15 protein-coding genes are annotated in these 19,535 nt (G+C 72.8%); 12 read left to right on the top strand and 3 right to left on the bottom strand.

Annotated elements, in window-relative coordinates; genetic code table 11:
• Positions 1–74: 74 nt before the first annotated feature.
• A complete protein-coding gene (locus AAH979_RS24240) occupies positions 75–950 on the top strand; it encodes an SDR family oxidoreductase (RefSeq protein ID WP_346260412.1) in 876 nt (291 codons plus the stop codon).
• Between the two features lie 17 nt (positions 951–967).
• On the opposite strand, the gene ychF is transcribed toward AAH979_RS24240, so the two are convergent.
• A complete protein-coding gene (ychF, locus tag AAH979_RS24235) occupies positions 968–2,056 on the bottom strand; it encodes a redox-regulated ATPase YchF (RefSeq protein WP_346260411.1) in 1,089 nt (362 codons plus the stop codon).
• Positions 2,057–2,310: 254 nt separating this feature from the next.
• Here ychF and AAH979_RS24230 point away from each other — a divergent pair, with 254 nt between their 5' ends.
• The 8 genes from AAH979_RS24230 (at position 2,311) to AAH979_RS24195 (ending at position 12,584) form a co-directional block, all read left to right on the top strand.
• A complete protein-coding gene (locus AAH979_RS24230; protein WP_346260410.1) occupies positions 2,311–3,960 on the top strand; it encodes an AlkA N-terminal domain-containing protein in 1,650 nt (549 codons plus the stop codon).
• Between the two features lie 5 nt (positions 3,961–3,965).
• On the top strand, positions 3,966–4,469 hold the full coding sequence (locus AAH979_RS24225; RefSeq protein ID WP_346260430.1) for a methylated-DNA--[protein]-cysteine S-methyltransferase: 504 nt from the start codon (positions 3,966–3,968) through the stop codon (positions 4,467–4,469).
• A gap of 195 nt (positions 4,470–4,664) precedes the next feature.
• Positions 4,665–4,847, top strand: a complete 183-nt coding sequence (locus AAH979_RS24220; protein ID WP_346260409.1) for a hypothetical protein — start codon at positions 4,665–4,667, stop codon at positions 4,845–4,847.
• 195 nt (positions 4,848–5,042) lie between these two features.
• The gene (locus AAH979_RS24215) at positions 5,043–7,070 is read left to right on the top strand and encodes an ABC transporter ATP-binding protein (RefSeq protein ID WP_346260408.1); all 2,028 of its coding nucleotides are present in this window, start codon (positions 5,043–5,045) and stop codon (positions 7,068–7,070) included.
• The gene (locus tag AAH979_RS24210; RefSeq protein WP_346260407.1) at positions 7,067–8,977 is read left to right on the top strand and encodes an ABC transporter ATP-binding protein; all 1,911 of its coding nucleotides are present in this window, start codon (positions 7,067–7,069) and stop codon (positions 8,975–8,977) included. The genes AAH979_RS24215 and AAH979_RS24210 overlap by 4 nt, the downstream gene beginning before the upstream one ends.
• 156 nt (positions 8,978–9,133) lie before the next feature.
• Positions 9,134–10,825, top strand: coding sequence for a serine hydrolase domain-containing protein (locus AAH979_RS24205; RefSeq protein ID WP_346260406.1), 1,692 nt, complete (start codon positions 9,134–9,136; stop codon positions 10,823–10,825).
• A gap of 32 nt (positions 10,826–10,857) precedes the next feature.
• A complete protein-coding gene (locus tag AAH979_RS24200; RefSeq protein ID WP_346260405.1) occupies positions 10,858–11,529 on the top strand; it encodes a response regulator transcription factor in 672 nt (223 codons plus the stop codon).
• Positions 11,526–12,584 carry an ATP-binding protein gene (locus tag AAH979_RS24195; protein ID WP_346260404.1) on the top strand — a complete coding sequence of 353 codons (1,059 nt, stop codon included), beginning with the start codon at positions 11,526–11,528 and terminating at the stop codon, positions 12,582–12,584. Before AAH979_RS24200 ends, AAH979_RS24195 begins: the two co-directional genes overlap by 4 nt.
• Before the next feature lie 59 nt (positions 12,585–12,643).
• Here AAH979_RS24195 and AAH979_RS24190 read toward each other — a convergent pair whose 3' ends face one another.
• Positions 12,644–13,564 carry an aminoglycoside phosphotransferase family protein gene (locus AAH979_RS24190; protein ID WP_346260403.1) on the bottom strand — a complete coding sequence of 307 codons (921 nt, stop codon included), beginning with the start codon at positions 13,562–13,564 and terminating at the stop codon, positions 12,644–12,646.
• A 126-nt stretch (positions 13,565–13,690) separates the two neighbouring features.
• On the opposite strand from AAH979_RS24190, the gene AAH979_RS24185 reads away from it, so the two are divergent.
• Both AAH979_RS24185 and valS read left to right on the top strand, forming a co-directional pair.
• Complete coding sequence (locus AAH979_RS24185) at positions 13,691–14,293, top strand: hypothetical protein (RefSeq protein ID WP_346260402.1); 603 nt, start codon at positions 13,691–13,693, stop codon at positions 14,291–14,293.
• A gap of 71 nt (positions 14,294–14,364) precedes the next feature.
• On the top strand, positions 14,365–16,977 hold the full coding sequence (valS, locus tag AAH979_RS24180; RefSeq protein ID WP_346260401.1) for a valine--tRNA ligase: 2,613 nt from the start codon (positions 14,365–14,367) through the stop codon (positions 16,975–16,977).
• 127 nt (positions 16,978–17,104) lie between these two features.
• Here valS and AAH979_RS24175 read toward each other — a convergent pair whose 3' ends face one another.
• Positions 17,105–18,370 carry a M14 family zinc carboxypeptidase gene (locus tag AAH979_RS24175; RefSeq protein WP_346260400.1) on the bottom strand — a complete coding sequence of 422 codons (1,266 nt, stop codon included), beginning with the start codon at positions 18,368–18,370 and terminating at the stop codon, positions 17,105–17,107.
• Positions 18,371–18,864: 494 nt separating this feature from the next.
• Here AAH979_RS24175 and AAH979_RS24170 point away from each other — a divergent pair, with 494 nt between their 5' ends.
• Positions 18,865–19,461 (top strand): hypothetical protein, encoded by a 597-nt coding sequence (locus tag AAH979_RS24170; RefSeq protein WP_346260399.1) that lies wholly within the window; start codon positions 18,865–18,867, stop codon positions 19,459–19,461.
• Positions 19,462–19,535 lie beyond the last annotated feature (74 nt).

Genomic DNA, 19,535 nt, shown 5'->3' with positions numbered 1-19,535 from the left:
CATACCACTCCTACAGTGAGTGCAGGACGTGCGGCGTGCACCTGCGCCGCCAGACGACTGGAAGAAGCACTCAGATGAGCATCGTCATCACCGGGGCGACCGGCCAGCTCGGCCGCCTGATCATCGCCGACCTGCTCGCGGGGGGCGTGCCGGCGGACGGGATCACCGCCGTCGCCCGGAGCAAGGAACGGGCGGCCGAGCTGGTGACCCTGGGCGTCGGGCTGCACGTCGCCGACTACGACGAGCCGGACACCTTCACCCGGGCCTTCCAGCCCGACGACCGGGTACTGCTGATCTCCGGCAGCGAGGTCGGCAGGCGCATCCCCCAGCACGCCGCGGTGATCGAGGCGGCCCGGGTCACCGGCGTCGCCCAGTTGGCCTACACCGGGGTGTTCGGCGGCCCCCGGGCCGACTTTCAGCTCGCCACCGAGCACCGGGAGACCGAGCAGCTCATCCTCGACTCCGGCCTGCCGTACACGTTCCTGCGGAACAACTGGTACTCCGAGATGTACGCCGTCAACGAGCTGCCGGGGATCCTGACCCGGGGTGCCATCGTCACCAACGTCACCCCGGGCAGCCGGATCGCCACCGCCACCCGGGCGGACTACGCCGCCGCCGCGGCTGTCGTGTTGCGCGAGGAGGGGCACCTGGGCAAGGCGTACGAGCTGAGTGGCGACACCGCGTGGACCTTCGAGGAGTTCGCCGAGGAGGTGTCCCGGCGCAGCGGCCGGACGGTCGTGCACACCTCCCTGCCCGGCCCGGAGCGGGCGGCGATCCTGACCAGCGCCGGTGTCCCCGCCCCCTTCGCCGACATACTGGTGGAGGTGGACGAGGCGATCAGCCGGGGTCGGCTCGCCGGCACGCCCGGTGACCTGTCCCGACTCATCGGCCGCCCGACGACGCCGGTCGCCGACACCATCGCGGCGAGCCTGGCCGCGCAGGCCGGCTGAGTCGAGCCCGACCGCAGTCAGACGTTGAAGCGGAACTCCACCACGTCGCCGTCCTGCATGACGTAGTCCTTGCCCTCGATCCGGACCCGGCCGGCGGCCTTGGCGGCTGCCATCGAGCCGGTGGCGACCAGGTCGTCGTACGAGACGATCTCGGCCTTGATGAAGCCGCGCTGGAAGTCGGAGTGGATCACACCGGCCGCCTCCGGCGCGGTCGCCCCGATCGGGACGGTCCAGGCCCGGGCCTCCTTCGGCCCGGCGGTCAAATACGTCTGCAACCCCAGGGTGCGGAAGCCGACCCGGATGAGCTGGTCGAGACCGGGCTCGGACTGCCCGATCGACTCCAGCAGTTCCCGCGCCTCGTCCGGAGGCAGGTCGGTCAGCTCCGACTCGACCTTGGCGTCCATGAAGATCGCCTCGGCCGGTGCGACCAGCAGTCGCAGCTCGTCGAGCAGGTCGGCGTTGTTGAGTTCCGCCTCGTCGACGTTGAAGACGTACAGGAAGGGCTTGGTGGTCAGCAGGTGCAGCTCGCGCAGCTCGGCCACCTCGATCCCGGCGTTGGCCGCGCCCGCGTAGAGGGTGACTCCGGTGTCGAGCAGCTCGGCTGCCTTCTTCGCGGCGGTGACGGCGGCGGCCCGGTCCTTGCGGACCTTCGCCTCCTTCTCCAGCCGGGGCAGGGCCTTCTCGATGGTCTGGAGGTCGGCCAGGATCAGCTCGGTGTTGATCGTCTCGATGTCGTCGCCGGGCGAGACCTTGCCGTCGACGTGCACCACGTTGGGGTCGGAGAAGACCCGGACGACCTGGCAGATCGCGGCGGCGTCCCGGATGTTGGCCAGGAAGGCGTTGCCCCGGCCCTGGCCCTTCGACGCGCCCCGGACCAGGCCGGCGATGTCGACGAAGGAGACCGGCGCGGGGATGATCTTCTGCGAACCGTGAATCTCGGCGAGCTTGTCCAGCCGCTCGTCCGGCAGGCCGACCACCCCGACGTTCGGCTCGATGGTGGCGAACGGGTAGTTCGCGGCGAGTACGTCGTTCTTGGTCAGCGCGTTGAACAGGGTGCTCTTGCCGACGTTGGGCAGGCCGACGATGCCGATGGTCAGTGAAGTCATGCGAACGCGACTGCCTCTCTCGTAGCCTCCGGCGACCCGGTGTGGTCCACCGGCCCGGCCCGGGATGAAGTCTACGGACGCTCCCGGACCGGTACCGCGACGGGCGAGACCCGGCGGCCGGGCCACCGCTGACCGACCGGCCGGAGCGCGCCGGCCGCTCCGGACGGTGACCTCGGCCACCAGGCGGTCGGGTACGCACGGCCAGGTCCGATTCCCGCGAGTCAACGAGCCCGGCACGCGGCACCATCGAAGGCATGGAACTGGACTTCGAACGGTGCTATCGGGCGGTCGACAGCCGGGACCAGCGGTTCGACGGCTGGTTCTACACCGGCATCACCACCACCGGCATCTACTGCCGGCCGTCCTGCCCGGCGACGACCCCGAAACGGCAGAACGTCCGGTTCTATCCGTCGGCCGCCGCCGCCCAGCGCGCCGGGCTGCGCGCCTGCCGGCGCTGCCGGCCGGACGCCGCCCCCGGATCGCCGGAGTGGAACGTCCGGGCCGACATCGTCGGACGGGCGATGCGACTGATCGCCGACGGTGTGGTCGACCGGGCGGGGGTGCCGGGGCTGGCCGGCCGGCTCGGCTACACCGAACGGCACCTGCACCGGATGCTGGTCGCGGAGGTCGGCGCCGGGCCGCTCGCCCTGGCCCGGGCCCAGCGGGCGCAGACCGCCCGGATCCTGGTCGAGACGACCGACCTCGGGCTGGCCGAGATCGCCTTCGCCGCCGGCTTCGGCAGCGTACGGCAGTTCAACGACACGATCCGCGAGGTGTATGCGGTGGCACCGTCCCAACTGCGCGACGCCGCCCGCCGCTCGGCCGGTACCGGCTCCCGCCGCGCTTCCGGGACGACGGTCGGGGGCGGCGTCTCCGGTCCGACGGCGTCGGCGGTCCCCGGCGGCTCGAACGGCACACCGGGGACGATCGCACTGCGGCTCGCCTACCGGGCACCGCTGCACGCCGACGCGCTGCTGGACTTTCTCGCCCTGCGGGCGGTACCGGGGATCGAGGAGGTCGAGGCCGGGTCGTACCGCCGCGGCCTGCGGCTGCCGAACGGGCCGGCCGAGATCGCCATGACCCCGATGCCCGGGTACGTCGCCGCCACCCTCCGGCTCGCCGACGTCCGTGACCTGGCCCCGGCGGTGGCCCGCTGCCGCCGCCTCTTCGACCTGGACGCCGACCCGGAGGCGGTGGACGGGGTGCTCGGCGCGGATCCGGCGTTCGCCGAGGCGGTGGCGAAGGAGCCCGGCATCCGGGTGCCGCGTGCGGTGGACGGCTTCGAGATGGCCGTCCGGGCGATCGTCGGCCAGCAGGTCTCGGTCGCCGGGGCGCGTACCGTGCTGGCCCGGCTCGCCGCCGCCGTCGACACCGACGCGCCGACCGCCCCGGCCCGGGACGCTGACCCGCCCGGCCGGGTGGACCGGCTCGACCCGACCGCCGTCCCCACGGACTCGGCTGTCAAGCCGGCGGGATCGACCGCCGGGCCGGCGGGATCGACCGCCGAGGCAGCCGGACCCGCCGGACTGCGCGCGTTTCCGACCGCCGAGGAGGTGCTGGCGCTGCCGGACTCCGCGTTCGGCATGCCGGCCGCCCGGCGGGCGACGATCCGGGCGCTGGCCGAGGCGGTCGCCGCCGGCGACCTGGACCTGGACCCCGGCGCGGACCGGGCCGAACTGGTCGACCGGCTGACCGCGCTGCCCGGCATCGGCGCCTGGACCGCCGGCTACGTCGCGATGCGGGCGATCGGCGACCCGGACGTCTTCCTCCCCACCGACCTCGGGGTACGCCGGGGCGCCGCGGCGCTCGGCCTCCCCGACGACCCGTTGAGCCTCGACGCGTACGCCGGCCGCTGGCGGCCCTGGCGCTCGTACGCGGTGATCAGACTATGGAGAGCAGAGTGAACGAGATGTACAGCGGCCGGATCGAGACGCCGGCCGGACCACTGACCGTCCTCACCGACCTGGAGGGCGTGGTGCACGCCGCCGGCTTCACCACGGACAGCGCCAACCTGCTCGGCCTGGTGCACCCCCGACTGCGTCGGGAGGTCCGGGAGCGGTCCGAACTCGGCCCGGTCAGCGCGGCCGTGCGGTCCTATTTGGACGGGGACCTGACCGCGATCGACGCGGTACCGGTCGTGCAGCACACCGACGGCGAGTTCATGGCCCACGCCTGGAACACGTTGCGACAGGTCAAGCCGGGCGAGCCGATCACCTACACCGAATTCGCCGAGCTCTCCGGCCGGCCCCGGGCGGTCCGGGCCGCGGCGATGGCCTGCGCCCGGAACGCGGCGGCGCTCTTCGTACCGTGTCACCGGGTGCTGCGCACCGACGGCGGGCTCGGCGGCTTCCGGTGGGGGCTGCCGGTGAAGACCTGGCTGCTCGCGCACGAGCGCCGGGCGGACGTCCCTTAGAAGGCGGCTGGCAGTCCCTCCAGCAGGTCAGCCCGAGCGCTCGGCGGACGTCCGCAAGGAAGCCAGCCGGAGGGTTTCCGAGCAGGCCGGCTCGACCGCCGCGACATCCGGATGCGGGTGTCGCGGCGGAATATACTGACGGCCACCGATCAGGGACCGTGCCGGTCCCGGCCGCACGGCCTGGCATCGGAGGAGATGCCGTCGGCGGAGCCGGACCGGGTCGACGCGGCCCGCTCCCGGCTCGCCGCGCGGTACGCCGAACTGCTCCGCACACTGGTGCTGGCCGCACCGCCGCCCGCCGGGTTCGACCCCGAACGCCTCCGGGTGCAGGCCGAGCGGCTGGCGGAGCGACGCCGCCGGTACGCCCACCAGCACTGAGCCGCCGATCAGCACCGACCGGGCGGCGCACCGCACCCGGCAGGTGTGTCGCGAGCGCCGCTTTGCAGCGGGGCGCCACCTGAGCCGTCGACCAGCGCCGATCCGCCGACCGGTGCCCGCCGGACCCGTTCCGGCGACGCCAGGTGACAACAACACGACTCATCCGGAAGCTGGATTTGCCATTAACGTCATGGCATGGCGCCGGATCGTGACGACGAGCCCACGGTCCGGGGCCGGCCGGGCTTCCGGCTGCCCGCCCGGCTGGGGCTTCGCCGGAGGGGGCAGCCGTCGCAGCGCACCGCCGACCCGCCGCCGCGGCACACCACCGACCAACCGTCGCAGCGCACCACTGAGCCACCGTTGCGGCGCCGGCTCCGGCTGCCCGGCAATCCGTTGCCCCGCAACCTCTGGCGGCTGCGGCGCTACCTCCGCCCGTACCGGGTGCAACTGGTCTGGCTGCTGCTCGCGGCGTTCGCGGCGACCGGGGCGAGCATCGCCGTACCGCTGGTCGTGCAACGGGCGGTGGACGGCCCGATCGCGCACCGCGACCCCGGCGGCCTGCTCCGGCTCGGCGGGCTGGCGCTGCTGCTCGGGCTCGCCGAAGCGGCGTTGATCTTCATCCGGCGGTGGGCCCAGTCCTCCTCGGCGGTCGGGATGGAGGCCACCATCCGGGACGAGATCTACGCCCACCTGCAACGGCTGCACATCGGCTTCCACGACCGCTGGCAGTCCGGCCAGTTGCTGTCCCGGGTCACCAGCGACCTCTCGGTGATCCGGCGCTTCCTCTCCTTCGGGCTGCTCTTCCTCGTCGTGAACGTCACCACCTACCTCGCCGTGGTGACACTGCTGATCACCTTGCACCCGGGCCTCGGGCTGCTGGTGGCGGCCGGCGCGGTGCCGCTGTTCCTGGCGAGTCGCCGGTTCACCCGGGCCTACCTGCTGGCGGCCCGGCGGCTCCAGGACGAGCAGGGCGACCTGGCCACCCTGATCGAGGAGTCCGCGCAGGGCATCCGCACGGTCAAGGCGTTCGGCCGGCGCCCGGAGATGACCCGGCGGTTCGCGGCCGGCAGCCGTACGCTGCACGACACCGCGACCGGCAAGGGCCGGCTGCTCGCCCGTACCTCCGCACAGTTCGACCTGATTCCCAACCTGACCCTGGCGGCGGTGCTGGTGGCTGGTGCGGTCGCCGTCGCGGAGGGTTCGCTGACCATCGGCGGACTGGTCGCCTTCGTCAGCCTGCAACTGATGCTGATCTGGCCGATCGAGTCGCTCGCCTGGATCATCGCCAACGCCCAGGAGGCGATGACCGCCGCCGACCGGATCTACGAGGTGCTGGACACCCCGCCGACCGTCGTCGACCGGCCGGACGCGGTGGCGCTGGCCGGGCCGGACGGCGCCGGTCGGGGCGGCGCGCTCCGCTTCGACGGGGTGTGGTTCGGCTATCCAGAGGGGCCTCCGGTGCTGCGCGGTGTCGACCTGGCGGTCCAGCCCGGCGAGACGCTGGCCATCGTCGGCGCCACCGGCTGCGGCAAGACCAGCCTGCTGTCACTGGTACCGCGCCTCTACGACGTCACCGCCGGCCAGGTCACCCTGGACGGCCGGGACATCCGGGACATCCGGCTCGACTCGCTGCGCAGCCGGGTCGGGATCGCGTTCGAGGAGCCCACGCTCTTCTCGATGTCCGTCCGGGAGAACCTCACCCTGGGCGGGGCCGACGCGGGCGACGACGAGGTACGCGCCGCGCTCGCCGTGGCCCAGGCCGACTTCGTGTACGACCTGCCGTGGGGGCTGGACACCCGGATCGGCGAGCAGGGGCTCTCCCTCTCCGGCGGGCAACGGCAACGGCTGGCCCTGGCCCGGGCGGTACTCAGCCGGCCCGGGGTGCTGGTGCTCGACGATCCGCTGTCGGCGCTGGACGTACACACCGAGGCGCTGGTCGAGCGGGCGTTGGCCCGGGTGCTCCGGGACACCACCGCACTGGTGGTGGTGCACCGGCCCTCGACCGTCGCCCTCGCCGACCGGGTGGCACTGCTCGCCGACGGCCGGATCACCGCCGTCGGTACCCACGCCGAACTGCTGCGCGAGGTGCCCGCGTACCGGGCGGTGCTCTCCGCCGAGGACACCGGCCCCGCCGAGGACACCGGCCCCGCCGAGGCGGCCCGCGACAGCCGCCGCACCGAGGCTGCCGAGGACAGCGACGACCTGGGACTCGTCAGGTCATGACGGCAGCCGGTCCGGTCGACGGCGCGGCGGCGGAGTCCGCCGACGACCCGACGACGGCCACCACCCCGGACCTGGCCCGGTGGCGGGGCATCGCCGCCGACCCGGAGGCGGACCGGACCGCCGCCGAGACCGGCACCGCGCAGGGCATCGCCAGGCTCCGCAGCCGCAGCCGGGTCCTGCTCGGCTCGCTGATCCGGCCGCACCGCAGGTTGATCGGCGTGGCGGTGGCCCTGCTGCTGCTCCAGAACGCGGCCGGGATGGCCGGGCCGTACCTGGTGATGCTCGGTATCGACCGGGCGATCGGGCCGCTCCGGGCCGGCGACCCCGGTCCGCTCGTCGCGGTGGCGACCGCGTTCGGGCTGGCCGCCGGAGCCGAGTACGCCGGCAAGCGCGGCTTCCTCACCCTCTCCACCCGGATCGGCCAGGCCATCCTGCTCGACCTGCGCCGCCGGGTGTACGACCACTTCCTGCGGCTGTCGGTCAGCTTCCACGAGCGCTACACCTCGGGCCGGCTGGTGGCCCGGCTGACCAGTGACATGGACTCGATCGCCGAGCTGGTCGACGGCGGCATCGACGACCTGGTGCTCGCCGTGCTCTCCATCGTCTCGGTGGCCGGCGTCCTGCTCTGGCTGGACCTGCCGCTGGCCGCGGTGACCCTGCTCGCCTTCCCGTTCCTGCTCTGGCTGTCCCGCTGGTTCGCCCGCGCCTCCGCGTCCGCCTACCGGCGTACCCGGGAGACGGTCGCGCTGGTGATCGTCCACTTCGTCGAGTCGCTCGGCGGGATCCGGGCGGTGCAGGCGTTCCGGCGGGAGCCGCGCAACCAGCAGATCTTCGCCACCGTCAACGACGACCACCGGCGGGCGAACCTGCGGGCGTTCCGGCTGATCGCCACCTACTCACCGGCGATCAAGGTGATCGGCAACGTGACCATCGCGGTGGTGCTGGCGTACGGCGGCATGCGGGTGCTGGGCGGGCAGGCCGAGATCGGCGTACTCGCCGCGTTCCTGCTCTACCTTCGCCGGTTCTTCGAGCCGATGCAGGAGTTGAGCCAGTTCTACAACGCGCTCCAGTCCGCCACGGCAGCGCTGGAGAAGCTGGCCGGGGTGCTCGACGAGCGGCCCGGCGTACCGGAACCGGCCGCTCCCCGCCCGTTGCCGACCGGCCCGGTCCGGGGTGCGGTCGAACTGGACACGGTGACCTTCGGCTACCGCGCCGACACCCCGGTCCTGCCGGAGCTGAGCCTGTCGATCCCGGCCGGCCAGACGGTGGCGCTGGTCGGCGCGACCGGGGCCGGGAAGTCGACGGTGGCGAAGCTGGTCGCCCGGTTCTACGACCCGACCCGGGGCACCGTCACCCTGGACGGCGTCGACCTGCGCGACGTGGCCGACGCCGACCTGCGCCGGACGGTCGTCATGGTCACTCAGGAAAACCATCTCTTCGCCGGATCGGTGGCGGACAACATCCGGTTCGGCCGGCCGGGTGCGGACGACGAGGACGTGGTCGCGGCGGCCGACGCGATCGGCGCGCACGACTTCATCGCCGCGCTGCCCGCCGGGTACGCAACCGACGTGCACCGGCGCGGCGGCCGGCTCTCCGCCGGGCAGCGGCAGCTCGTCGCGTTCGCCCGGGCGTTCCTCGCCGACCCGGCGGTGCTGATCCTGGACGAGGCCACCTCGTCGCTGGACATCCCGAGCGAGCGGCTGGTGCAGCGGGCCCTGCGGACCATCCTCGCCGACCGGACCGCGATCGTCATCGCCCACCGGTTGTCCACAGTGGAAATCGCGGACCGGGTGCTGGTGCTGGACGGCGGCCGGGTGGTCGAGGACGGTCCGCCGGAGCTGCTGATCGCCCGAGGCGGCCGGTACGCCGCCCTGCACCGACAGTGGCGCGACTCGCTGCTCCAGTGAGCCTCCGACCCGGCCCATCGCAGTCCGGCGGACGCCACGGTCCGACGCTGACCGCCGCGGATCTCCCGACCGCCGGCCGGGCGGTCCCGCTGTGGCGGGGCGATCCCGGCCACCTCGTTTACCTCAGGTTCGCACCGGTACTCCTAGCTTCGGCCCATGACCAAGCACTTCAGGTTCATCGCGGTGGCGATGATCGCGGTGTCGCTGGCCGCCTGCACTGCCAAGAGCGGTCCGCCGGAGTTCGAGCCGGGTTCTCCGGCTGCCACCGGTGCCCGCTGCGACGGCCGCATCGACGCCGCCTTCGGCGCATGGGCTCGGGCCGGGTTCAGCGGCTCGATCGCGATTTCGACCGGTGGGCGCTTCGACTGCCTGGCCAGCTACGGATCGGCGGACGAGGCCGCCGGCACCCCGAACACGGTCGATACCGTCTTCAGCATCGGCTCGGTCACCAAGGCGTTCACCGCCGCCACCGTGTTCCGACTGGCGGACGACCGCAAGCTGGCGCTCGACGACCGGGTCGGCAGCATCCTGCCGGAGCTGACCGGTCCGGTGGCCGGGGTGACCGTCCGGCAACTCCTGCTGCACACCAGTGGGCTGAACGGCACGCACGGCACCGACCACAAGCCGCTGGACCGGGCCGGCGCGCTGTCGGCGATCGGCGGCCTGAAGCTGGCGTTCGCGCCGGGCACCGGTTACGCCTACTCGAACGCCGGCTACACCCTGCTGGCCCTCGTGATCGAGAAGGTCTCCGGCCGGAGCTACCGGGACTACACCATGGCGGAGATCCTGCCGCTGCCCGACGGCCGGGTCGCCGGCGGATTCTGGGACGGCCAGCCGGCCGCGCCGGGTCCTCGCGCCGTCGGCCGGCTCGACGGCGGCCAGACCGGTGAGTCGGGAGAGTTCTCCGGACCGCACTGGGCGGTCGACGGCAACGGCGGGCTGGCGATGACCACTCGGGACCTGGCGGCCTGGACCCACGCGCTCTTCACCGGCCGGCTCGTCTCGGCCGCGTCGGTGCAGGCGATCGGCACCCCGGGGTACGACCTGGGCAAGGGCCGGTCGGAGACGCCCGGCTGGGTGGCGTACGGCGCCTCCGCGTACGGCAAGCCGTTCCTAACCACCGCGGGTGGGGGTGGCGACATCGGCCACAACGCCGTGGTGGTGTGGGTACCCGAGGGCGAGCGGGTGATCGCGATGGCGTCCAACCGGCCCGAGGTGAGCGCCGAGAAGCTGCTCGAAAAGGTGGGCCCGGCCCTGCTCGCCGGCGCTCCGCTGCCGACACCCAGCCCGCCCCCCGGCGGCACCGCCCCGGCCGCTACCGTCGGGAAGTACCGGCTGGAGACGGGAGGTGGGTTCGAGGTGACCGCCGCCGGCAACCAGACCTCGATCTCCGCGAGCGGTGCCGACGCCGTTGCCGCGCTCTTCCCGCCGCGCGGCGTCTCCGCCGACGAGCTGCGGCGGCACGAGGAGCGGGTGCTGGGGCTACTCGACGGGAAGACTCAGGAGGGCCGCAAGGAACGCAAGGCACTGGAGGCCGCGTTCGGGCGGATCACCGGCATCACTCCCGGCGGCACCGTCGTCCGGGACGGCGAGCTGCACAGCTATGTCTCCGTCACCACTGACTCCCGGACGGTCCTCGGGTGGTTCGCGGTCAACCAGGAGGGCGGGGTCGAGGCCGCCGAGGTGGACACCGGACCGCCGACCCTCACCCTCACCTCGGCCGGTGCCGGCCGCTACCGTCCCGACGACCCGACCGGCAGCGGCCTGGAGGTGGTCGTCGAGTTCGCCGCGGGCCGGCTGACCGTCACCGGACCGGACGGCCCGTACGTCGCCAAGCTGGCCGGCTGACCGGCCCCGGTCCCGCTCCGAGGAGCCACGCCATGCGCATCCTGCTGGTCGAGGACGACCCCGATCTCGCCGAGGTGGTCGCCCTCGGCCTGCGCAACGAGTCGTACGCGGTCGACCTGGCGACCAGCTACGCCGACGCCGAGGAGCTGCTCCGGATCACCGGCTACGACGTCGCCTGTCTCGACCTGGGGCTGCCGGACGGGGACGGGCTCGACCTCGTCCGGCGGCTCGGCCGGGATCCGGAGCTGCACCGGCCCCGGCGCTGCCTGGTGTTGACCGCCCGGGACTCCGTGACGGACCGGGTAGCCGGGCTCGACGCGGGTGCGGACGACTACCTGGTGAAGCCGTTCCACTTCGCCGAACTGGTCGCCCGGCTGCGGGCGCTCGGGCGCCGGGGCGACCTACCCAACTCGACGCTGCGGGTCGGCGACCTGACCCTGGACCTGGCCGCGCACCGGGCGTGGCGGGCCGGCACCGAAATCGGGCTGACCGCCCGGGAGTTCTCGCTGCTGCGCTACTTCATGCACCATCCCGGCCGGGTGCTCTCCGCCGAGGAGCTGCTGGAACACGTCTGGGACGCGCACGCCAACCCGTTCACCTCGTCGGTCCGGGTGATCCTCAGCCGGTTGCGCCGGAAACTCGGCGAGCCGGCGCCGATCGTCACCATCACCGGCGTCGGTTACCAGCTGGCGGAACCGTCGTGAGCCGCGGCTGGCGCTCGCTGCGGGTACGCCTCGCGGTGCTCGGCTTCCTGGCCAGTTACGTACCGGTCCTGCTGCTGTTCGGCGTGACCCTGGTGACCGACACCGAGACGACGACGCAGGCGCTGATCGGTGCGGAACCCGTCGAGCACACCACCACCGACCGGTCCGGCTGGGTCACCTGGACGGTTCTCGCCCTCGCCCCGGTCGCCGCCGGACTGGCCTGGTGGTGGGCCGGCCGGGCGGTCGGCCCGATCGACCGGATCCGGCGGGTCGTCGAGGAGATCGAGGGAGCGGACCTGAGCCGGCGTACCGGGCTCGACCGGGGCCCGACCGAGCTGGTGTCGCTCGCCGCGAGCTTCGACGCGATGCTCGACCGGCTGGAGCGGGCCGCCGACACCCAGCGGCAGCTCATCGAGGAGACCAGCCACGAGCTGCGCATCCCGCTGGCCGTCCTGGTCACCAATGCCGAGGTGCTGCTCACCCATCCAGAGCCCACCGTCGAGGTGTACCGGAAGGGACTCGAACGGTCCCGGACCGCGGCGGTACGGCTGCGGGCGACTCTCGACGAACTCCTGGTGGATGCCCGCGGCCGGGCCCGCGTCCTCGACCGGCAGCCGGCCGACCTGACCGCCATCGTCGGCCGGGTACTGGAGGACGCCGGCGTACTGGCCGCGAAGCGGGGGATCCGGCTCTCCGTCGGCGGGCCGCCGGACGCGAGCTGTGCGGTGGACGAACCGACGGTACGGCGTGCCGTCACCAACCTCGTCGACAACGCGATCCGGTACGCCCCGGCCGGCTCGACGGTACGGGTCGACGTCGAGGTCACCGACTCCGAAGTGGCCGTACTGGTCACCGACCACGGCCCGGGCGTCCCGGCCGACGAGCAGGAGCACGTCTTCCAGCGTTTCTGGCGTGGCCGGCGGGATGTCCCCGGCACCGGTCTCGGCCTGGCGATCGCCCGGCAGATCGCACTGGCGCACGGCGGCGACCTCACGCTGCGCTCACCGGGACCCGACGGCGACGGTTGCGAGTTCCGCCTCACCCTGCGCCGCTGACGCCGTACCGGCTCAGCCGGGACAGCAACGTGCTCAGCTCAGCCGGGACAGCAACGTGCTCAGCTCAGCCGGGGCAGCAGTAGGCGGGCGACGTCCAGGGCCCGGCTGGCCGGCGACGGGTCGCCCGGTTTCCACTCCTCGGCCGTCCAGACGTCCGAGAGCACCGCCATGACGAAGCCCCAGCCGACCACCCGGTCCACCGGCATCGCCAGCAGGTCGGCGAGCTGTTCGACCCGGGCCGGCACCAGGGCGGTCAACGCCGGGTCCCGGTCGTCCGGCTCGGGGTTGTAGAGCAGCGCGCCGACCTCGAACCCGGGATCGCCGACCAGCCCGTGCGGGTCGATGGCGAGCCACGGTTCGCGCTCCGCGCGCAGGATGTTGTCGTGGTGCAGGTCGCCGTGCAGCACCACCCGTCCGGTCGCCGAGGCGCACAGCTCGCGCATCAGGCCGCCGGCTCGGGCGACGAGGTCGGCCGGCAGCGGCCCGCCGTCGCCGTGCACCGCCAGGTACTCGTCGAAGCCGGCGCCATAGGTCGAAAGGTCGGGCAGCGGGCAGTCGGCCGGCGGCGGTACGGCGAGCCGGCGCAGCACCTCCGCCGCCACCGAGGTCGCCTCGGCGTCCCGGCCGGGCACCAGGTCACGCAGCCGCCAGCCGGGCTCGGCCCGCTCCAGCAGCAGGGCACCCCGGTCGAGGTCGGCGCGGAGCAGGCGTACGGCGCCCCGGCCGGCGAACGCGGCCAGCGCCGGTGCCTCGGTACGCAGCGACTCCCCGCTCGGTACACCCAGCTTCAGCACCGCCGGCCGGCCGTCGGCACAGGTCACCCCGGTGACGTAGTGGAACGACAGGTCGTACGGCTCGCCGACGGTCAACTCCCAGTCGGCGGCCACCTCGGCGAGCACCCGGGGCAGTTCGGCGAGCCAGCGGTCGCCGTCCGACCCCCACACCTGCCGTACGTTGCGGGCCAGCGCGTCGGGAATCACGGCGTCCACGGTAGCCGGCGGATCGGCGGCAGGGCGGGATGTCGTACCCGGGCGGCAGGATGCGGGGCGACCAGAGTTCGTGGTCACGTCGGGGCGGCGGCGTGCCATCGGCCGCGGGGAGAGTCCATGGCGATACGGGTGCTGAGCCGGCGGCGCTCCGCCGCGACCATCGAGGCGGCGGCGCCAGGCGCGGTGGTGCTCGACGTGACCTCGCGCGGGCCCGACCCCTGGGTGCGGCTGAGCCCGTTCTATCCGCACGGCGGCATCCCGGTGCCGTTCTCGCCCGGCGTTTCCGGCGAGTCCGTGGAGGGGATCTGGCAGGCGCTCAAGGTCTTCGCCGGTGCCGACGTCGATCCGGGCCGGCTCGGCGTGACCACGATGAAGGGCCTGAAGCGGACGGTGCGCCGCTACGGGCCGGTGCGGGGGCACCGGGCCGGGCTGACCGGCGACCGACTGCTGGGCTACGCGGAGGCCCGGCGCCTGATCTACCTGCCGGCGTACCGGTGGGTGCTGGAGCATCCCGCGGCCGACCTGGTCGCCGAGCTGCGTCGGCTCTCCGCCGACCGGGATCTGGTGCTGCTGGACTACACCACCAACGCCGACGTCGCCGACCTGGGCACCCCGCTGTCGCACGCCGCCCTGGTCCGGTCGTTCGTGTCCGGGGAGTGGCCGGCGGAATCACCGCCGGGCGAGCCGGCCGGGGCACTGTCCGGCGGGGCCGCGGAATAACAGTCCGGCAGCGGGCCGGCGGTGTGGAAATCCCGGTCGTCCGGCCGGCCGTCTCCCGTACCATCGGCCAGATGACGGATACGGAGCGGCACCAGCGCACCGGCGTCCCGGAGCGGCCGAGCCTGGACGGGCTGGCCGAGAAGTGGGCCCGCCGGTGGCAGGAGGAGGGGACGTACGCCTTCGACCGGACGAAGAGCCGGTCGGACGTGTACGCGATCGACACTCCCCCGCCGACCGTATCCGGCGAACTGCACATGGGGCACGTCTTCTCGTACACCCACACCGACACGGTGGCCCGGTTCCAGCGGATGCGCGGCCGGACGGTCTTCTATCCGATGGGCTGGGACGACAACGGCCTGCCCACCGAGCGCCGGGTGCAGAACGTCTACGGCGTCGCCTGTGACCCGAGCCTGCCGTACGACCCGCAGTGGCAGCCGCCCGGGCGGCCGGTCGGCGAGGAGGCCCGGAAGAACCCGGTGGCGATCTCACGGCGCAACTTCGTGGAGCTGTGCGCCACACTGACCGCCGAGGACGAGCAGGTCTACGAGGAGCTGTGGCGGCGCCTCGGGCTGTCGGTGGACTGGTCGCTGACGTACACCACGATCGGCCCGACCGCCCGGGCCACCGCGCAGCGGGCGTTCCTGCGGAACCTGGCCAGGGGTGAGGCGTACTCCGCCGAGGCGCCCGCGCTCTGGGACGTCGGCTTCGGCACGGCGGTGGCCCAGGCGGAGCTGGAGGACCGGGAGCGGCCGGGGGCGTACCACCGGATCCGGTTCGAGGTGCTGGCGTCCGGGCCGGGCAGCGCCGGTACCCCGATCGGTCCCGGCCCCGGCCGCGACGACCCGTACGTCCACATCGAGACCACCCGCCCCGAGCTGCTGCCGGCCTGCGTGGCGCTGGTCTGCCACCCCGACGACGAGCGGTACGCCGACCTGGTCGGCGGCACCGTCCGCACCCCGCTGTTCGGCACCGAGGTGACCGTCTACGCCCACCCGCTGGCGGATCCGGCCAAGGGCACCGGTCTGGTGATGACCTGCACCTTCGGTGACCTGGCCGACGTGACCTGGTGGCGGGAGTTGCGGCTGCCGACCCGGGTGGTGATCGGCCGGGACGGCCGGCTGCTGCCCGAGCCACCGCTAGGGGTCGACCCGGACCCGTACGCCGGACTCGCCGGCCTGAAGGTCAACGCGGCCCGGCGGCGGATGGTCGAGCTGCTGGCCGCCTCCGGCGACCTGGTCGGCGAGCCGAGGCCGGTCACGCATCCGGTGAAGTTCTACGAGAAGGGCGACAGCCCGCTGGAGATCATCTCCACCCGGCAGTGGTATCTGCGCAACGGTGGTCGGGACGCCGAACTGCGGGCCGCACTGCTCGATCGTGGACACGAGCTGAACTGGGTACCGGCCCACATGCGGCACCGCTACGAGCACTGGGTGAGCGGGCTGACCGGGGACTGGCTGATCAGCCGGCAGCGCTATTTCGGCGTGCCGTTCCCGGTCTGGTACCGGCTCGACGACGCTGGCGAGCCGGATTACGACCAGCCTCTCACGCCGGACGAGGCCGTGCTGCCCGTCGACCCGACCTCCGACACCCCGGCCGGATACACCGAGTCGCAGCGCGGCCGGCCGGGCGGTTTCATGGCCGACCCGGACGTGATGGACACCTGGGCCACCTCGTCGCTGACCCCGCAGATCGTCGGCGGCTGGCTCGACGATCCCGACCTGTACGCCCGGGTCTTCCCGATGGACCTGCGGCCGCAGGGGCAGGAGATCATCCGTACCTGGTTGTTCGCGACCGTCGTGCGCGCGCACCTGGAGGCCGGGGTGCTGCCCTGGCGGGACGCGGTGCTCTCCGGCTGGATCCTCGACCCGGACCGCAAGAAGATGTCCAAGTCCAAGGGGAACGTGCAGACTCCGATGGGGCTGCTGGAGGAGCACGGCCCGGACGCGGTCCGCTACTGGGCGGCGAACGGGCGGCCCGGCACCGACCTGGCGTTCGACCCGGGCCAGATCCGGATCGGCCGGCGGCTCGCCACCAAGCTGCTCAACGCGTCCAGGTTCGCGCTCGGCCTCGGTGCCGGCGACGCCCTGCGGGCGCCGGCGACCGAGCCGTTGGACCGGTCGATGCTCGCCGGACTCTCCACTGTGGTCGCCACCGCCACCGCCGCCTTCGACCGGTACGACCACACCGAGGCGATGCAGGTCACCGAGGCGTTCTTCTGGCGGTTCTGTGACGACTACATCGAGTTGGTGAAGGAGCGGGCCTACGGCGAGGGTCCGGGTGCCGAGTCGGCCCGGGCCGCGCTGGCGGCCGCCCTCTCCACGCTGCTGCGGCTGTTCGCCCCGTTCCTGCCGTACGTCACCGAGGAGGTCTGGTCCTGGTGGCGGTACGGCTCGGTGCACCGCTCGCCGTGGCCGACGACGTACGAGATCCAGCGGGTGGCCGCCGACGGCGACCCGGACCTGCTGGAGCTGGCCGGCGCGGCGCTGACCCAGGTACGCCGGGCGAAGTCGGAACGAAAGGTGTCGATGCGCACCGAGGTGCCGCTGGCCGAGGCGCTCGGGCCGGCGGCGATGCTGGAGCAGTTGGCCAGCATCGCCGGCGACCTGAAGGCGGCGGGCCGGATCGGCAAGCTCGACTTCCTCCCCGACCGCACCCCGGAACTCGTCATCGCCTGCGCCTTCTAGCCGAGCAGTTCCCGGGTGAGCAGCTCGGTCCACCAGCGTTCGACGCGCTCGGGTGACCAGCCACGTCCGGCGCCGCCCCCACGAGAGGCCGGGACGCCAGTTCGTTCCGGTCGTCAGCTCCGCCTCGTCAGTCCTGCGGGACGTTCATCCGCTCCGGAATCGACTCGTAGCGCGCCGGGTCGAGGCCGGCCAGCGTCCCGTCGGTGACGGCGTCGATGATGCCGAACATCCCGACCTCGATCTGCTTGTTCAACATGCCGTTCTGCTTCTGGCTCCAGGACTGGGTCTGGCCCCGTGTCTCGAACAGGATGGTCGCGCTGCCCCGGAGGGCGAACGAGCCCAGTGCGGTACCGGGCAGGTTCGTGTCCTGCGGATAGCGCGTCACCTTGCTCTGCGGCGAGTCCCCGCCCTGCATGGCGTCGTACGCGGCGACGTTGATCCGCCGGGACGCGTCGTAGTCGAACTTGGGCCAGTTGCCGTGCTGTGCCGGGTCGGTGATGAAACGCCCCGAGATGGAGAGCGTGGTGAAGTCGTCCATCCCCTCACCGGTGTAGCAGGGCGCCTGGTTGTGCAGGTCGACGAAGACGTCCACGGTGCCGAACTCCCGCTCCAGGCCACGGTAGACCTCGCGGACGGTCTGCGCCTCGGGGGTCACGTACCAGCCGACCGAGGCGCTGTTGCCGGGGAAGTCGCCCGGCTGGGGAACGTAGTCGAGGTCCGGGTTGAAGTCGCGGTTCACGTCGAACCCGCCGAGCCGGGAGTTGTAGTTCCACGCCGGCTGGACCCCCGCCAACTGCGGGAAGTCGGCGACGACATCGTCCCAGCTCGTCGCGTTCTGCCGGGTGTCCAGCTCGCCGCCGTCGGCGTTGAGCCTCGGCACGGCGACCACGGTGACGGCCTTGCGGATCTCCGCGGAGCGGGCGGAGTTGTCGCCCAGCTTCTTGAGCGTCTCCAGCAGCGCGACGGTGCCGTTCATCTCGTTGCCGTGGATCTGGCTCTGGATCAGGACCACGGTGTCGCCCTCGCCGACCCGGGCGGTCCAGATCTCCCGCCCCTGGTTGGACAGACCGGCGACGTCGACGGCGACCTTGCCCCCGCTGGTCTGCTCGATCTGCGCAAGGCTGCGCCGCAGTTCGTCGTGGCTGATGAAGCCCTCGACGGGCTTGTTGCCGGTCTCCGTCCCGCAGTGCGACTGGAGGGGCTGGGCGGCGACCGGCCCGCTGGTCATCGCGACCGCCCCTGGTACGCCGACGAGCAGGGCGGCGGCCACCGCGAGGCGGCGCTTGAGCTGGCTGACGGCGGCGTCGGGTCCGGACGTTGACGCGGCGGCACCAGCCGTGCCGGATCGGGTGGTGGCTGGCTGACTGCTGTGGCGGGACAACCTCGATGACATGCGCTGTACCTCCGGTGGGGTGGGGGTCCGGCGTGACGCGGTCGTGTCGGACACAGATTGATCTTGCTGCACCGAGCCGCGGCCGGGGCCGACGGAAACAGTGAGAAATGTCCGCCGTGCCGTACGGCGAGTCGATGTAACAAAAGCCGGCCCAATTTCGCTGCGAATGTGTTCCCCGGCTTGAAATCGGAGACGCGAATCGAAACCGCCGACGTCCGCAGCGGGTCGCCACCTTTCGAGTACCCCTCACCGTCGGCCACCGCATCCCAGCATCAGCAGGTCAGAGGCTAGGCTCGCCACTCGGACCGGCACACCCGGAGCCGACACCGTTGCCTAGCAAATGGAAGCAGGAACGTCAACTCCTCACGCATCACAGGTAACCAGTCTTACGTTCCACCCCGGACGCCGACATGGGGCAGGCCGGCGTCGCCAGAATCCCGGCACGGCCTTTCCAGACGTCCGCTCAACCGCAATGAATTTGTAAGGAGAAACCGTTGCCCTCCGCGAAGAATGCCCGCCGTTCCGTCTCGCTGACCATCGCCGCGCTGGCCGTGCTCTCCGCCAGCGGCTGCGGTGGCGACGGCGAACCCGCCACGTTCGGCGGTCCGGTCGACGCGGCCTCCTCGCCCGGCACGAAGGCAACCGCCAGCGCGCCGGCCCGGCTCAAAGAGATCACCTCGGCCTGCGAACTGCTTCCGGCCGATGCGGTGGTGAAGACCCTGGGCGGCTCCGACCAGACCAAGCTCAAGGCCACCGAAGCGCCGCCCGTCGAGGACGAGACCACCCGCTACACCTGCGCCTACCAGGACGGCAACCGCGAGGCGCTGTCGCTGGTCGCGACGGCGTTCCCCGACCGCGCCGACACCGTGACCGAGACGATCGACGCCATCGGCGAGGGCAGCCAGGCCAAGACGACCCGGGTCGACGGCGTCGGGGCGGACGCGGTGGCGTACACGGTCGACGGCGCCCGGGTGCTGGCCTTCGCCGTGCCGTACCAGCAGGAGCTGCGGTTGGTGGTGCTCTCCGGCCCGTCGGTCATTCCGCAGAGCAAGTTCGCCGCACTCGGCAAGCAGGTTGCCGCCCGGCTCTGAACCGGGACGGCACCAGTCTGAGCCGGCCGGCTGTCTCCGCGCCCTAGCGCCGGGCGGTCGGCCCGGCCGACCAG

Source organism: Plantactinospora sp. ZYX-F-223 (genome assembly GCF_039649625.1).
GTDB lineage: Bacteria > Actinomycetota > Actinomycetes > Mycobacteriales > Micromonosporaceae > Plantactinospora.
This window is presented reverse-complemented; position numbering and strand designations above follow the sequence as displayed.

Excerpts from the sequence above, each read along its gene's own strand:
- AAH979_RS24240 (WP_346260412.1), top strand. The coding sequence starts at position 75 with ATGAGCATCGTCATCACCGGGGCGACCGGCCAGCTCGGCCGCCTGATC.
- ychF (WP_346260411.1), bottom strand. The coding sequence starts at position 2,056 with ATGACTTCACTGACCATCGGCATCGTCGGCCTGCCCAACGTCGGCAAG.
- AAH979_RS24230 (WP_346260410.1), top strand. The coding sequence starts at position 2,311 with ATGGAACTGGACTTCGAACGGTGCTATCGGGCGGTCGACAGCCGGGAC.
- AAH979_RS24225 (WP_346260430.1), top strand. The coding sequence starts at position 3,966 with ATGTACAGCGGCCGGATCGAGACGCCGGCCGGACCACTGACCGTCCTC.
- AAH979_RS24220 (WP_346260409.1), top strand. The coding sequence starts at position 4,665 with ATGCCGTCGGCGGAGCCGGACCGGGTCGACGCGGCCCGCTCCCGGCTC.
- AAH979_RS24215 (WP_346260408.1), top strand. The coding sequence starts at position 5,043 with ATGGCGCCGGATCGTGACGACGAGCCCACGGTCCGGGGCCGGCCGGGC.
- AAH979_RS24210 (WP_346260407.1), top strand. The coding sequence starts at position 7,067 with ATGACGGCAGCCGGTCCGGTCGACGGCGCGGCGGCGGAGTCCGCCGAC.
- AAH979_RS24205 (WP_346260406.1), top strand. The coding sequence starts at position 9,134 with ATGACCAAGCACTTCAGGTTCATCGCGGTGGCGATGATCGCGGTGTCG.
- AAH979_RS24200 (WP_346260405.1), top strand. The coding sequence starts at position 10,858 with ATGCGCATCCTGCTGGTCGAGGACGACCCCGATCTCGCCGAGGTGGTC.
- AAH979_RS24185 (WP_346260402.1), top strand. The coding sequence starts at position 13,691 with ATGGCGATACGGGTGCTGAGCCGGCGGCGCTCCGCCGCGACCATCGAG.
- valS (WP_346260401.1), top strand. The coding sequence starts at position 14,365 with ATGACGGATACGGAGCGGCACCAGCGCACCGGCGTCCCGGAGCGGCCG.
- AAH979_RS24175 (WP_346260400.1), bottom strand. The coding sequence starts at position 18,370 with ATGTCATCGAGGTTGTCCCGCCACAGCAGTCAGCCAGCCACCACCCGA.